Here is a 13,286-nt window from a genome sequence, read left to right on the forward strand (position 1 = left end):
CGCTCGACTTGCATGTATTAGGCACGCCGCCAGCGTTCGTCCTGAGCCAGGATCAAACTCTCCATAAAAGAAGTTTTCGCTTTCGACGCTAGTCGAGAGAGAAAAGCTTCAACGAAGTTTTCTTTTGCAGCGTTAGCTGTTAGAGAAAAGCTTCAAAGGATGGCTTGTTAGCTCATCGCTGACTTACATTTTAAAACCTGTTTGACAGGTCGCTCATTGTTCAGTTTTCAAAGAACAAATTCTTGTGAAACCCTTGTCGCGCCTAGCTTTTCTTACCCTCGTCCAACTCCGTTTAACGTCGTTGTCTCAGCGGCGACTTAACTAAGATACCATAGACAGCAAACCAAATGCAAGCACTTTTTAAATAATTATTGTATTGTATTTTTTTACATTTCCATAGGCAGCATAATTCACTCCTATATATGGACACAGCATGGCACATACTGGCCTCTTGCCACCAGATGTGCCTTTTCCGCCTGTCAAAGCTATAACATTTCACTGCTGTCATATCGCCCATACAAAATGAAAACTACACTCCTATTCACCGTATCCAGCATGCAGCAATAGAAGAACCGCCATAGATTCTACACAAGAATCCATGACGGCTCTAATTTATACTCCCATTATTCCCCTGCACGCTCACGCATAAGCGGGAACAGCAGCACATCGCGGATCGATGGCGCATCAGTCAGCAGCATAACCAGCCTGTCGATACCGATACCAAGCCCGCCTGTCGGCGGCATGCCATACTCTAGCGCGCGAATGAAGTCCTCATCCATCTCATGCGCCTCATCATTCCCCTGCTCGCGCTCGACAAGCTGCGCCTCGAAGCGCTGACGCTGATCGATCGGATCGTTCAGCTCTGTAAATGCGTTCGCATGCTCACGCGCCACAATGAACAGCTCGAACCGATCGGTAAACCGCGGGTCGCTCTCGCTCTTCTTCGCCAATGGCGAAATAGCAACTGGATGGCCGGTTACAAACGTCGGTTGAATAAGCGTATGCTCAGCGAATTCCTCGAAGAAAGCATTGAGAATATGACCGAATGTCATATGCGGCTCTACTTTGACATTGTGAGCCTTCGCATGCTGATGCGCTTCCTCATCAGACATCTGCACGGAGAAATCTACACCTGTCGTCTCTTTGACAAGGTCAACCATGGAAATACGGCGCCAGGACGGCGTCAGATCCACCTCTTGTCCCTGATAATTGATCTTGGTCGTGCCAAGCACCTCTTGCGCGATATGCGCAACAAGGGACTCCGTCAGCGCCATGATATCTTTGTAATCGGCATACGCTTCATACAGCTCAATCATCGTAAATTCCGGATTATGGCGTGTCGAGATGCCTTCATTCCGATAAACGCGCCCAATTTCGTATACCTTCTCCATACCGCCGACAATCAGACGCTTCAGGTGAAGCTCAATCGCAATCCGCATGTAGAGTTGCATATCAAGCGCATTATGGTGCGTAATGAAGGGGCGCGCCGATGCACCGCCAGCAATAGCATGCAGCGTTGGCGTCTCCACCTCTAGATAACCCTTGTTGTCCAAATAACGACGCATCGATTGAATGATGCGAGAGCGCGTAATGAAGGTTTGCTGCACTTCAGGACTAACGATCAAATCTACATACCGTTGCCGATAGCGCAGTTCAACATCCTTGAGTCCATGGAATTTCTCCGGCAATGGAAGCAGCGATTTGGATAGAACGATGATTTCCTTTGCTTTAATAGAGGTTTCACCCGTATTCGTCTTGAAGACCGTACCGCGAACACCGATAATATCGCCAATATCGAGAAGCTCGAACGCTTGATATTGCGTTTCTTCCACACTGTCCTTGCGCGCATAGATCTGGATTTTGCCGCTAAGATCCTGAATGTGTGAGAATCCTGCTTTACCCATTCCCCGCTTCTGCATAATACGTCCAGCCAAACTAACCTCGACGCTTTGACCCTCCAACTCTTCCTTGCTCGTCCCTTCATAGGCGTCAAGTATTTCCTTCGCATGATGAGATCTTTCGAACTTGCCGCCGAAAGGGTCGATTCCAAGCCCTCTCAGCTCGTCCAATTTATCTCTGCGGATTTTCAATAATTCACTTAGCTCCTGCTCTTGTGTCCCATTCTCCACTACAGTCATCTCCTCTTTATTACTAAACAGCCATCCAACGTCTACGCTAAATAGGGAAAAAAGCTTCCAATGGAAGCTTTTCCAAAAAAGTGTACCTAAAGGTTATTTTTTGATATCTACGATTTTATATTGAATAATGCCGGCAGGTACATTAACATCAACGACAGTTCCTTTTTGTTTGCCGAGAATTGCTCTGCCAACCGGACTTTCATTCGAAATTTTGTTCCCGAGCGGATCAGATTCAGCCGTGCCTACGATCGCATATTCCATCGTATCACCGAACTCCATATCTTCAACCGTTACGATGGAACCAATGCTTACTGTATCAATGTCAATATCATCATTGTTGATGATACGGGCATTGCGGAGCATTTTCTCAAGAGTAATAATACGTCCCTCAATGAAAGCCTGCTCGTTCTTCGCATCCTCATATTCCGAGTTCTCGCTAATATCTCCATAACCAATGGCAACTTTAATTCTTTCAGCTACCTCACGACGCTTGACCGACTTCAAAAATTCAAGCTCTTCTTCCAGTTTCTTCAGTCCGTCCTGAGTCAAAATGATCTCTTTATCGGCCATCTTACTGATTCTCCTGTCGTGTGACTATTTTCATACCTCGTATGAATTCACTGTTACTTAATATATTGCCTTTCATATCCTTGATGACACCGCACAGGGGTCCGTTAGCTATTCATTCAGTCAGACAGACGGGTTTTTACAGATTATATTGAAGAATTATATTTCAAATTTACCCCATATGTCAACGAGGGTGAAGTGTTCCTTGAGAACGCTTCACCCTATGTCTATGTAGCCGTCAGCAGGAATTCCGTTAAGCAGGGTATTTCAAGGTCTGCCTGTACTTTGTCTCCTACTGATGGACAGGTTCATCCTCTGTATATAATACCGCCGCACTCGGACGCTCGCTGTCATCGCCAAGTGAATCGATGTAATGCTCCAGGATTTGGGCCATCTTATCTCTGCCCGTCTCCTCCATAATGACATCCTTAACGCGCGCGCCGCCAGGAAGGCCCTTCAGATACCATGCCAGATGCTTGCGCATCTCACGCACAGCGACCGCCTCGCCCTTGAGATTCACCAGCCGATCCATATGAAGAATCGCTATCCTCATCTTCTCGCGTGGAGACGGATCAGGCAGCAGCTCGCCTTCGGTTAAATAATGGACCGTCCGGTACAGCATCCATGGATTGCCGAGCGCTCCGCGCCCAATCATAACGCCATCGCTGCCGGTATGCTCAAGCATACGCTTCGCATCCTCAGGAGAGAACACATCGCCGTTGCCAATAACGGGAATCGATACCGCCTGTTTGACATCCCTTATAATATCCCAATTCGCCTTGCCCGTATACAATTGCTCCCGAGTGCGTCCATGAACGCTGACTGCCTTGCCTCCTGCCCGCTCTACCGCCAGAGCATTCTCAACGGCAAACACATGCTCATCGTCCCACCCAATCCGCATTTTGACAGTGACCGGTTTCTTGACTGCATCAACAACCGCGGACACCATTTCATAGATCTTGTTCGGATCAAGCAGCCATCGCGCTCCAGCATCGCACTTCGTTACCTTAGGCACTGGACAACCCATATTTATGTCAATAATATCTGCGTTCGTCCCCGTATCCACTACCTTAGCCGCTTCGACGAGCGATTCCCGGTCGCCCCCGAATATTTGCAGGCTAAGCGGCTTCTCCCGCTCATCGACGAACAGCATTTCCAGCGTCCGCTTATTGCCGTGCAGAATCGCCTTGTCGCTTACCATCTCCGCGCAGACGAGTCCGCAGCCAAATTCCTTGGCAATCAGTCGAAAAGCCGGATTGCACACACCTGCCATCGGCGCAAGCACGACTTTATTTTTCATTTCGATGTTTCCGATTTTGAGCATGCCGCTCTCCACTCCCTTCTGATTTGGAAGAAAATCTGCCGGAACAGCCGTAGTCGTAATCGACAGTATCAACGACTGCTCTCGGCAGTCAGCTCCTCATAGCTAATGCCTAGCGTGCTCGATATACGTTCCAGCAGCTTGGGGTCGGGCCTGCGTGTCCCGCGTTCAAGTGATCCCAGAACGGCTACGGATACACCTAGTCGTTCTGCAAGCTCTTGCTGCGTGTAGCCTTTCAGCTTTCTGAATGCGCGGACACGCTGCGCCAATTGATCGTATTCCATAACGAGATGCCTTCCCCTCCATCCTCTAGCCCACGGCTTGCAGCCTGCTCTACCTGCTTCTGGAGCGGATGCTCAGACAACAGCACATCGCGCAGCGGAACAAGTACAAATGATCGCTCCATCATACGCGGATGAGGCAATATCAGCTCATTCTCACTCATCACAATATCTTCCATCAACAGCAGGTCGAGATCAATTGTACGTGGACCCCAGCGAATATCTCTGGTTCTCCCGAGCTGGTTCTCGATACTGAGCATCGCCCGCAGCAGTTGAATCGGCTCCAGTGTCGTCACAAGAGCAGCTGCCATATTCAGAAAAGCGGGCTGGTCCGTGTAGCCGACAGGCTCCGTTTCGTAGATCCCTGATACACGCATCACTTCAATATTCGGATGCTCCTCCAGACATCGAAGAGCATCCTTCAGCAGCTGCTCCCGCTCTCCGACATTGGAGCCCAGCGCGATATAAGCTTCACGGGCACGTTGACTGGTGCTGAATGGATCCGCATTCAGTCCATTAACGTCCTGCGGGTCGTTGTTGTTCATGCTCATCCCGCTTTCTGTAAAGTTCCACTGTCATGCCGTCAAAATAAATCTCAAACGGCGGGTGAGGTTTCGTTACACGAACCGTCACTGCATTTACACTAGTATAAGCGTCGAGCAGCCGTGATGCAATGTTGCCCGCTAAAGCCTCGACTAAATTGAAAGGCGGGCCCTCCACAATTGTTTTGACCTGTGCATGCAGCTCTGCGTAGTTAACCGTATGGTTCAAATCATCCGTTTCTGCCGCCTGCGTCAGATCCAAATGAAGCTCAACATCAACGGCATATTGCTGGCCCAGCTTCTTCTCCTCTGGAAACACGCCATGATAGCCAAAGAATCGCATACCATTCAATGCTATTCGATCCATTCCATCCTCCTGACTGTTCTCTCGCGAAAACTCACTTTATAAGGCTGTTGTGCATGACCGCATCCGCCATCAATGCTGTTTGCTTCATTTCTTTCACATCATGCACCCGTACAATCTGGCAGCCCTGCGCTATACCTAGAGTTACAGTGGCCGCTGTTCCAAATGCCGTTTGATCCGCTGGAAGCTGCAGCGCATGTTGGATGAACCGCTTCCGTGAAGCAGCCAGCAGCACAGGATAGCCGATACTCACGAGTCTGTTCAACTGGCCCATCATCATCAGGTTGTGCTCATAATCCTTGGCGAATCCGATGCCGGGATCAAGCCAGATATTCTCGTCTGCAATGCCAGCAGCATGAGCGATCCCGATACTGTCCTGCAAATCTCCAATCACATTCGATACGAAGTCCGAGTAATCACGATCATGTCTATTATGACTCAAAATAACCGGGCAGCCGTACTCGGCAGCAACAGCGGCCATGTTCGCGTCAGCCTTCAGCGCCCACACATCGTTAATAATGTGCGCACCCGCTTCAAGCGCTTGTCTTGCCGTCTCTGCTTTGTAAGTATCTATAGAAATCACTGTCTCCGGCAGCTCTTGACGTATAGCCCGGATAACTGGCAGGACGCGGCGAAGCTCCTCCTCAATCCCGACCTTCTCTCCGCCCGGACGAGTCGATTCGCCTCCAATGTCAATGATATCCGCGCCATCCTGTACCATTGAACGGGCATGCCGAACCGCCGCTTCAGTCTCTATATAACGCCCTCCGTCAGAGAACGAATCGGGTGTAGCATTCAGGATGCCCATAATGAGCGTGCGGCGTCCCAGCTCCAGTCGAACATCTCCGCGAAGCTCGTACGAACGCCTCCAAGGAGCTCCATTGCTGCTGCTATTCTCATGCGCTTGTATCGTAAACACCTCGCCCTCGCCTGCTATTTTCGCTGCATTCCAGAAGCTTCATACAAAAAGCCGTGATCCTGTAACGAGATCACGGCTCTCCTGTTAAACGTCAGCGCTCAAGTTCTTCCTCATCTTGCTGCGCCCGCTCTCAAACGGAGAAAATTACGCAATAGGGTAAGCCCGTTCTCTGTAATGATGGATTCCGGATGGAACTGAACGCCTTCAATCGGATATTCCTTATGACGCAGTCCCATAATCTCGCCTTCAGCCGTTTCAGCGCTGATCTCCAGGCAATCCGGAAGCGTCTCCCGCTTCACGATCAAGGAATGGTATCGCGTTGCCGTGAACGGTGAAGGAACACCTTCGAAAATGGTCTTGCCGTCATGCAGTATTTCAGATGTCTTGCCATGCATCAGCTTCTCTGCACGCACAACATCGCCCCCGAATGCCTGTCCAATCGATTGATGGCCCAGGCATACGCCGAATATCGGAATTTCGCCCTTGAACCGCTCAATCAGCGCCAGACTAATGCCCGCTTCATTGGGGCTGCATGGACCGGGAGAAATAAGAATATGATCAGGAGCAAGCGAAGCAATGCCGTCAAGATCAATCTCATCATTGCGCTTAACAATGATCTCCTCGCCAAGCTCACCCAAATATTGAACCAGATTATACGTGAAGGAATCATAGTTATCAATTACTACGATCATCATTGCTCCCCCTTTTATTATTGTCGCCTTCTGCAAGTTATACACGTCCGCTTTTGCAAGCTAGTATACCGAACTAACACGAAAAAGAAAAGGGCACTAGGATACAAAACCGCCCTGAACCAAGAACAAATGGACCCCCATAACATTGGGAGTCCATTCATATATGAGCGGCCGTTCAGCCAATCATTAGTTCTCGAAGTTGAACAGTGGCGTAGAGAGGTAGCGTTCGCCGTTGCTTGGAATGACCGCAACAACGCGTTTGCCTGCGCCAAGCTCCTTCGCTACTTGCAGCGCTGCATAGATAGCTGCGCCGGAAGAAATACCGACCAAGAGGCCTTCTTCCTTCGCTGCGCGACGCGCATATTCGAATGCATCATCATTCTCGATCGTAATAACGCCATCATAGATATCACGGTTTAGAATCTCCGGAATGAAGTTAGCGCCAATACCTTGAATTTTGTGCGGACCTGGGTTGCCGCCGGAGAGCAATGGAGATGCTGACGGTTCTACCGCGTATACTTTCACGTTAGGGAAGTTAGCTTTCAACACTTCTCCAGCGCCCGAGATTGTTCCGCCTGTTCCAATACCTGCGATGAACGCATCCAGCTTGCCGTCAAGCGAATTAATCGCTTCAACGATCTCAGGACCCGTTGTTTCACGGTGAACTTTAACGTTTGCTTGATTCTTGAATTGCTGCGGCATAAAGTAGGAAGGGTTCTCCTTCTGCAGCTCTTCTGCACGGCGAACTGCGCCGTTCATACCTTCGGAGCCAGGCGTAAGCACCAGCTCAGCACCGTAAGCGCGAAGCAGGTTGCGACGCTCAATGCTCATTGTTTCCGGCATAACAAGAATAGCCTTGTAGCCCTTGGCTGCTGCAACCATTGCAAGACCGATGCCTGTGTTGCCGCTCGTTGGCTCAATGATCGTGTCGCCCGGCTTGATAAGCCCTTCTTGCTCAGCAACTTCAACCATACTTATAGCAATCCGGTCCTTAACGCTGGCACCTGGATTCTGGAATTCCAATTTAACGTAAATCTCGGCACTGCCTTCCGGCACCAAACGATTCAAACGAACCAGCGGCGTATCGCCAATAAGTTCCGTTACACTTTGTACAATTTTTGCCATGGATGAAGCTCCTCCTTATTCCGACTAAATCAGTTGGTTTTACCTACATCTTATCAATGCAAACCGCAAGTGTCAATAGGCACTTTATAGACCAAGAAAGAGCAGCCTCCGGAATGTCATTCCGGCAATTTTCTACTGCATAATTGTGGCCTTATACTTAACCAGCAGCTCATCCTCCACCTGTTGAAGGGGATGCGCCTTGGATAGAGCCAGCTGTTTTCTGGCGGTATCCTGGAGCCGCCGTTCATCCAGCTGTTCCGTAATCCGCTTCTCACTCAGAAGGAGAATGGCTTGACCTTCCTCAATCGCAATCGGCGTACTCCATCCGCCTGGCTCCAGCTCGCCTGCAGCCTGCAGAATTGCCTCATCGAGAAAAGGATCGTCCGCATCGATCAGACCAAGGTCCCCACCGCTATCAGCCGTAGCTTCGTCGATGGAATAGATCTTGGCCAATTGCGCGAAATCCTCGCCCGCTTCAAGCATCCGCAGCAGATCTCGCGCAGCGCGTTTGTTCTCTGATACAATCCATGACAGCCGATATTGGGTTCGCGGTTGAAATTGCTCTGCATTATCCGCAATATAAGCGCTAATCTCCGAATCTGTCACATCAATAGACCGAATGGCGATTTTCTCAAGCAGCAGCCGATATTTCATATCTTCCTCAATAGCCTCTGGCGTGAGAGCCAACTGCTGCATCATCGCAGCATAGAAGTGCTCCCTGTCCTCATAGCCAGCCATAGCGCTTTCAAGCTCTTCATTAAGCTCCCGGGGCGATATGCTCAGCTTATAAGTCTCTGCCTCCAGCCGAATCGCGGCATGCACCATCAAGGTTCGCAGTACGGCATCCCCGTACTGGCGGCGAAGCTGGCTCACCAGGTCCGCAGATGTAATCTGCTCCTTGCCTACCGTAGCCGCAATCCCGTCAGCTACATTGGCCTGATCCTGGCCTTCATCCTTATCCTCGCCTGAGGGCGCTATCGGCTCAGGAGCTGCCATCACCTGAGTGACGACCACAACTGCCAATACAATCATACATACCGCTTGTAGAAGCACAACACCTCTCAATACCCGGTCCCTCTTCATCATCCCTGGCCTCCGATTTATTGAATCGGCTTCAGCTTGGCTTGGTTCAACAGATTCTCCAGCTGCGGGCGGTCAAATGCATACTTCTCATTGCAGAAATGGCATACGACTTCAGCTTGTCCGTCTTCTTCAATTAACTGCACCAATTCTTGCTCGCCCATACTAATGAGCGTTTTCTCAACCCGCTCATGCGAGCACTTGCACTTAAAGGTGATATCGAGTGTTCCAAGAATCTGCTGATCGTCGCCAACAAGCCAGCGCAGCAGTCCTTCAGGCGTTTCTCCTTGATCTAATAATGCCGAGATCGGAGGCAATGTTGTAAGAGCTTGCTCCAGCTTTGCAATTTCATCATCGTCAATGCCAGGCAACAGTTGCACAATGAACCCGCCTGCATTCAGCACCTTCCCGTACTCATCCACAAGGACACTGAGTCCGACGATAGATGGCGTCTGCTCTGAAGTCGCAAAGTAGTAAGTGAAGTCTTCCGCAAGCTCTCCAGATACGATTGGTATGCTGCCGCGATAGGGATCCTTGAGCCCAAGATCCTTAATAATATGAATATGCCCTGTTCTTCCAACAGCCCCCGCTACATCCAGCTTGCCCTGAGCATTGCTGGCAAGCTGCACTTGGGGATGGTCAGCATAGCCGCGAACCTCTCCATCGGCATTAGCGTCAATGACGATCGAACCGATAGGTCCGTCGCCCTTCACTTGAATGGTCAGCTTCTCATTGCCCTTCAGCATAGCTCCCATCATTGCTCCAGCCGTTGCTGTACGACCCAGAGCAGCCGTTGCTGTCGGCAGCGTGCCGTGTCGTTGGCGGAGCTCCTCCACAAGCGCTGTCGTCTGTACAGCAAACACGCGGAGCTTGCCATCCCACGCCATGCCCCGTACTAAATAATCCTTCGTTTCATTCATTGTCTCCATCTCAATAAGTTCCCTCCTTTAGGCATGATCTGCTTGCTCTATTAATGTTCCTGATTTCGTTCATAGATAATCCGCAGTCCTTCCAGCGTCAGCAGAGGGTCCACTTCCTCAATGGTATCCGATTCTGCAGCGATAAGCTCTGCAAGCCCGCCCGTTGCGATAACGCGCGGCGACACATTGAATTCGCGGCGAATGCGTCCAACAATTCCATCAACCTGCCCTGCATAGCCAAAAATAATTCCCGCCTGCATCGAAGTTACAGGATTGCGGCCGATAACACTTTTAGGTCTCACCAGCTCGATTCGAGGCAGCTTGGCGGCTCGCTGATATAATGCTTCCGTTGAGATGCCAATGCCCGGCACTATCGCGCCCCCGAGATAATTGCCGCCTTCATCGATATAATCGAAAGTCGTTGCTGTCCCGAAATCCACTACGATAAGCGGCGTTCCATACTTCTCGATGCCTGCGACAGAATTAACGATCCGGTCTGCGCCGACTTCACGCGGATTCTCATAACGGATGTTCAGCCCCGTCTTTACCCCCGGCCCTACAACAAGCGGCGACTTGCCCAGATATTGCTGGCACAGCTGCTCCAATGTGCGCATTAACGGCGGCACAACAGAAGAAATGATGACGCCATTGATTTGCTCCAGCTTCACATCTGCATAATGAACTAAATTATGAATCATAATGCCATACTCATCCACCGTAGCGGATCGGTTCGTGCTAAGCCGCCAATGATGAACAAGCGTCTTGCCTTTGTATATGCCAATAACAATATTCGTATTGCCTACATCGATAACTAGAATCACGTCGCCGGCCCGCCCTTCTTCTCGTTCAGATCAAGGCTGATGTCCAGAGAATCGAATGAATAGGTTAATCCGCCGACCGAGATCACATCCACGCCGCATTCTGCGATGGATCTTATCGTCTCCAGACGCACGCCTCCAGATGCTTCAATGATAACATGGGGCGCCTTCGCTCTAATGCTCCCGACCGCTTCACGCATCAGGTCATTGGGCATATTATCGAGCATAATGATATCTGCACCGCAAGCTATCGCTTCTTCAACCTGCTGGAGCGATTCCGTCTCCACTTCAATCTTCATCGAATGCGGTATCCTTCGGCGCGCCGCTTGTACAGCTCCCGTAATACCACCCGAGCCTTTAATATGATTATCCTTAATCATGACAGCATCATATAATCCGAAGCGGTGGTTGTATCCGCCGCCGACACGTACAGCATATTTCTCAAGCAGCCGATGTCCCGGCGTCGTCTTCCGAGTATCCGCCAACCGAACCGGCAATCCGCCCAGCGCGTCTACATAAGCATGCGTCTTCGTCGCAATGCCTGATAATCGCTGCAGCAAATTCAGCGCCAGCCTCTCGCCTGTCAGCAGACTGTGCGCACTGCCCTCCACCTCGATAAGAACGGTTCCCTTCTCGACAGATTGACCGTCCTTTACAAGCGAATGGAACGTTAATGAAGGGTCGACAACCTGGAAGACGAGCTTGGCGACAGGTATTCCTGCGACAATACCGCTCTCCTTCACATGAATGACAGCTTTGGCAAGCGTCCCTGCCGGAATGGTCGCCCAGCTGGTTACATCGCCAGTGCCGATATCTTCTGCCAGCCAAGCACGTATCTGTTCCTTTAGCGTATCCGGGCTTCCCGCGCTGACCGCGTACAATTCCGCATCAAACATCGTTAATCCGCTCCTCTATTACGCCATAATCTCTATGAAGGACCGTATGCTTCCGCCAAACCAGATCATCGCGCTCAGGGAAATCCTCCCGATAATGCGCACCACGGCTCTCTTCCCGAGTCAACGCCGCCTCTGTCGTCAGCATAGCGCAGGTCAGCAAATTGGCAAATTCAAACTCCTCACGCTTTGTCAGCTCAGAGTGGAAGATCGGCAGCTGCCGCTTAAGCTCTTCCAGTCCTTTACCCAAACCCTTGGCATCGCGCCGAAGACCTGCGTAGCGCACCATTATTTTCTGCAGCTTCAATCGTTTCTCTACAACGGCTTGCATGGACGTTTCGTGACGCTCCAATGAATCCATATGTACCGGCGTATCCTTAGGAAGCGGCTCTAGCTGATTGATCCGATCGACAATACGACGACCGAACACAATCGCCTCTGATAATGAATTGCTCGCCAGCCGGTTCGCTCCATGAACCCCGGAGGAAGAACATTCCCCGCAAGCGAACAACCTTGCAATATTGGTCTCCCCGTTCAGATCAGCCTTAACTCCGCCCATCATATAATGCGCAGCAGGAGCTACTGGAATCCAGTCCGTCGTCATATCAAGACCGTAATTCAAGCAGAATTCATAAATATTAGGGAAGCGATGCTTCACCATCTCCGCCGATTCATGCGTAACATCAATATAGACAAAGGTTGACTTCGTCGCCTCCATCTCGCTAACAATAGCACGAGCCACAATGTCCCGTGGGGCAAGCTCCAACTGCTCATGATACCTCTCCATGAACCGCTCGCCTTTAATATTGCGCAGAACAGCGCCTTCACCGCGCACCGCTTCTGAGATAAGGAAGCGCGGCGCTCCCGGATAACAAAGCGAGGTCGGATGGAATTGAATAAATTCCACGTCCTGTATGTATGCGCCCGCACGATACGCCATGGCAATGCCATCGCCAGTAGCTACCTCGGGGTTCGTTGTATAACGATACAGCTGGCCCGCTCCACCGGAGCATAATATAGTCGCTTTGCCACGCACGAACAAACGCTGACCGTCCGGCTTCTGCACCAGTACGCCCAGACAATGCCCGTTTTCTGTAACCAGATCAATGACGAAGTGGTCGTCCCATACTTCAATCCGCGAATTCTCGACAGCTTTCTCCGACAGAGCGCGTACAATCTCAAAGCCGGTCGCATCCCCGTTGGCATGAAGTATGCGCCGCTGGCTATGCGCGCCTTCCTTCGTCAGCGCAAATTCGCCATTCTCCTGATCAAACTGCGTGCCCATGCGCACCAAATCGCGAACGCCCAAAGGACCTTCGTGCACAAGCATCTCAACCGCTTCATCCGCGCACAACCCCGCACCGGCAATAAGCGTGTCCTGTCTATGATAGGCGGGAGAATCATCCTCCGATATGACTGCGGCAATGCCTCCCTGCGCGTAACGGGTGTTGCTGTCGAGAAGCGACTTCTTCGTAATCATAAGCACTTCATTCGTTTCACTTGCTTTAATAGCGGTAAAAAGGCCGGCAATGCCGGCCCCAATGACAATAACATCCTTATCAATGACAGGCAGATCCTCTAGGACTACATCAACTAAGTATCGTGGAATCATCGTGGTCGACTTTC

Annotated in this window: 14 protein-coding genes and 1 rRNA gene; all 15 read right to left on the bottom strand. The window is 50.7% G+C overall.

What is annotated here, in order from left to right; genetic code table 11:
* Window positions 1–68 (bottom strand): 16S ribosomal RNA (locus tag L6H65_RS24990); the annotation flags it as partial.
* 555 nt (window positions 69–623) lie between these two features.
* The gene (lysS, locus tag L6H65_RS24995) at window positions 624–2,138 is read right to left on the bottom strand and encodes a lysine--tRNA ligase (RefSeq protein WP_236346981.1); all 1,515 of its coding nucleotides are present in this window, start codon (window positions 2,136–2,138) and stop codon (window positions 624–626) included.
* Between the two features lie 93 nt (window positions 2,139–2,231).
* Complete coding sequence (gene greA, locus L6H65_RS25000) at window positions 2,232–2,708, bottom strand: transcription elongation factor GreA (RefSeq protein ID WP_236346984.1); 477 nt, start codon at window positions 2,706–2,708, stop codon at window positions 2,232–2,234.
* 289 nt (window positions 2,709–2,997) lie between these two features.
* Window positions 2,998–4,029, bottom strand: a complete 1,032-nt coding sequence (dusB, locus tag L6H65_RS25005; protein ID WP_236347042.1) for a tRNA dihydrouridine synthase DusB — start codon at window positions 4,027–4,029, stop codon at window positions 2,998–3,000.
* Window positions 4,030–4,097: 68 nt separating this feature from the next.
* The gene (locus L6H65_RS25010) at window positions 4,098–4,310 is read right to left on the bottom strand and encodes a helix-turn-helix domain-containing protein (RefSeq protein ID WP_236346987.1); all 213 of its coding nucleotides are present in this window, start codon (window positions 4,308–4,310) and stop codon (window positions 4,098–4,100) included.
* Entirely contained in the window at window positions 4,262–4,852 is a 591-nt protein-coding gene (folK, locus tag L6H65_RS25015) for a 2-amino-4-hydroxy-6-hydroxymethyldihydropteridine diphosphokinase (RefSeq protein WP_236346990.1), read from the bottom strand. Before folK ends, L6H65_RS25010 begins: the two co-directional genes overlap by 49 nt.
* Complete coding sequence (folB, locus tag L6H65_RS25020) at window positions 4,824–5,216, bottom strand: dihydroneopterin aldolase (RefSeq protein WP_236346993.1); 393 nt, start codon at window positions 5,214–5,216, stop codon at window positions 4,824–4,826. The genes folK and folB overlap by 29 nt, the downstream gene beginning before the upstream one ends.
* A 31-nt stretch (window positions 5,217–5,247) precedes the next feature.
* Window positions 5,248–6,132, bottom strand: a complete 885-nt coding sequence (gene folP, locus L6H65_RS25025) for a dihydropteroate synthase (protein WP_371877766.1) — start codon at window positions 6,130–6,132, stop codon at window positions 5,248–5,250.
* A 110-nt stretch (window positions 6,133–6,242) separates the two neighbouring features.
* Window positions 6,243–6,824: an aminodeoxychorismate/anthranilate synthase component II gene (pabA, locus tag L6H65_RS25030; protein ID WP_236347048.1), complete on the bottom strand. Its 582-nt coding sequence runs from the start codon at window positions 6,822–6,824 to the stop codon at window positions 6,243–6,245.
* Window positions 6,825–7,010: 186 nt separating this feature from the next.
* Window positions 7,011–7,949: a cysteine synthase A gene (gene cysK / locus L6H65_RS25035; protein ID WP_236346996.1), complete on the bottom strand. Its 939-nt coding sequence runs from the start codon at window positions 7,947–7,949 to the stop codon at window positions 7,011–7,013.
* Window positions 7,950–8,081: 132 nt separating this feature from the next.
* Entirely contained in the window at window positions 8,082–9,035 is a 954-nt protein-coding gene (locus L6H65_RS25040; RefSeq protein ID WP_236346999.1) for a peptidyl-prolyl cis-trans isomerase, read from the bottom strand.
* Between the two features lie 14 nt (window positions 9,036–9,049).
* A complete protein-coding gene (hslO, locus tag L6H65_RS25045; protein ID WP_236347051.1) occupies window positions 9,050–9,949 on the bottom strand; it encodes an Hsp33 family molecular chaperone HslO in 900 nt (299 codons plus the stop codon).
* Between the two features lie 50 nt (window positions 9,950–9,999).
* On the bottom strand, window positions 10,000–10,770 hold the full coding sequence (locus L6H65_RS25050; protein ID WP_236347002.1) for a type III pantothenate kinase: 771 nt from the start codon (window positions 10,768–10,770) through the stop codon (window positions 10,000–10,002).
* The gene (gene nadC / locus L6H65_RS25055; RefSeq protein WP_236347004.1) at window positions 10,767–11,663 is read right to left on the bottom strand and encodes a carboxylating nicotinate-nucleotide diphosphorylase; all 897 of its coding nucleotides are present in this window, start codon (window positions 11,661–11,663) and stop codon (window positions 10,767–10,769) included. The genes L6H65_RS25050 and nadC overlap by 4 nt, the downstream gene beginning before the upstream one ends.
* Window positions 11,656–13,272: an L-aspartate oxidase gene (gene nadB / locus L6H65_RS25060; RefSeq protein ID WP_236347007.1), complete on the bottom strand. Its 1,617-nt coding sequence runs from the start codon at window positions 13,270–13,272 to the stop codon at window positions 11,656–11,658. The genes nadC and nadB overlap by 8 nt, the downstream gene beginning before the upstream one ends.
* Window positions 13,273–13,286 lie beyond the last annotated feature (14 nt).

The organism is Paenibacillus plantiphilus (assembly GCF_927798095.1).
Taxonomy (GTDB): Bacteria; Bacillota; Bacilli; order Paenibacillales; family Paenibacillaceae; genus Paenibacillus_Z; species Paenibacillus_Z plantiphilus.

Excerpts from the sequence above, each read along its gene's own strand:
- greA (WP_236346984.1), bottom strand. The coding sequence starts at position 2,708 with ATGGCCGATAAAGAGATCATTTTGACTCAGGACGGACTGAAGAAACTG.
- pabA (WP_236347048.1), bottom strand. The coding sequence starts at position 6,824 with ATGATCGTAGTAATTGATAACTATGATTCCTTCACGTATAATCTGGTT.
- cysK (WP_236346996.1), bottom strand. The coding sequence starts at position 7,949 with ATGGCAAAAATTGTACAAAGTGTAACGGAACTTATTGGCGATACGCCG.
- folK (WP_236346990.1), bottom strand. The coding sequence starts at position 4,852 with ATGAACAACAACGACCCGCAGGACGTTAATGGACTGAATGCGGATCCA.
- L6H65_RS25010 (WP_236346987.1), bottom strand. The coding sequence starts at position 4,310 with ATGGAATACGATCAATTGGCGCAGCGTGTCCGCGCATTCAGAAAGCTG.
- dusB (WP_236347042.1), bottom strand. The coding sequence starts at position 4,029 with ATGCTCAAAATCGGAAACATCGAAATGAAAAATAAAGTCGTGCTTGCG.
- hslO (WP_236347051.1), bottom strand. The coding sequence starts at position 9,949 with ATGAATGAAACGAAGGATTATTTAGTACGGGGCATGGCGTGGGATGGC.
- nadC (WP_236347004.1), bottom strand. The coding sequence starts at position 11,663 with ATGTTTGATGCGGAATTGTACGCGGTCAGCGCGGGAAGCCCGGATACG.
- nadB (WP_236347007.1), bottom strand. The coding sequence starts at position 13,272 with ATGATTCCACGATACTTAGTTGATGTAGTCCTAGAGGATCTGCCTGTC.
- lysS (WP_236346981.1), bottom strand. The coding sequence starts at position 2,138 with ATGACTGTAGTGGAGAATGGGACACAAGAGCAGGAGCTAAGTGAATTA.
- folB (WP_236346993.1), bottom strand. The coding sequence starts at position 5,216 with ATGGATCGAATAGCATTGAATGGTATGCGATTCTTTGGCTATCATGGC.
- L6H65_RS25040 (WP_236346999.1), bottom strand. The coding sequence starts at position 9,035 with ATGATGAAGAGGGACCGGGTATTGAGAGGTGTTGTGCTTCTACAAGCG.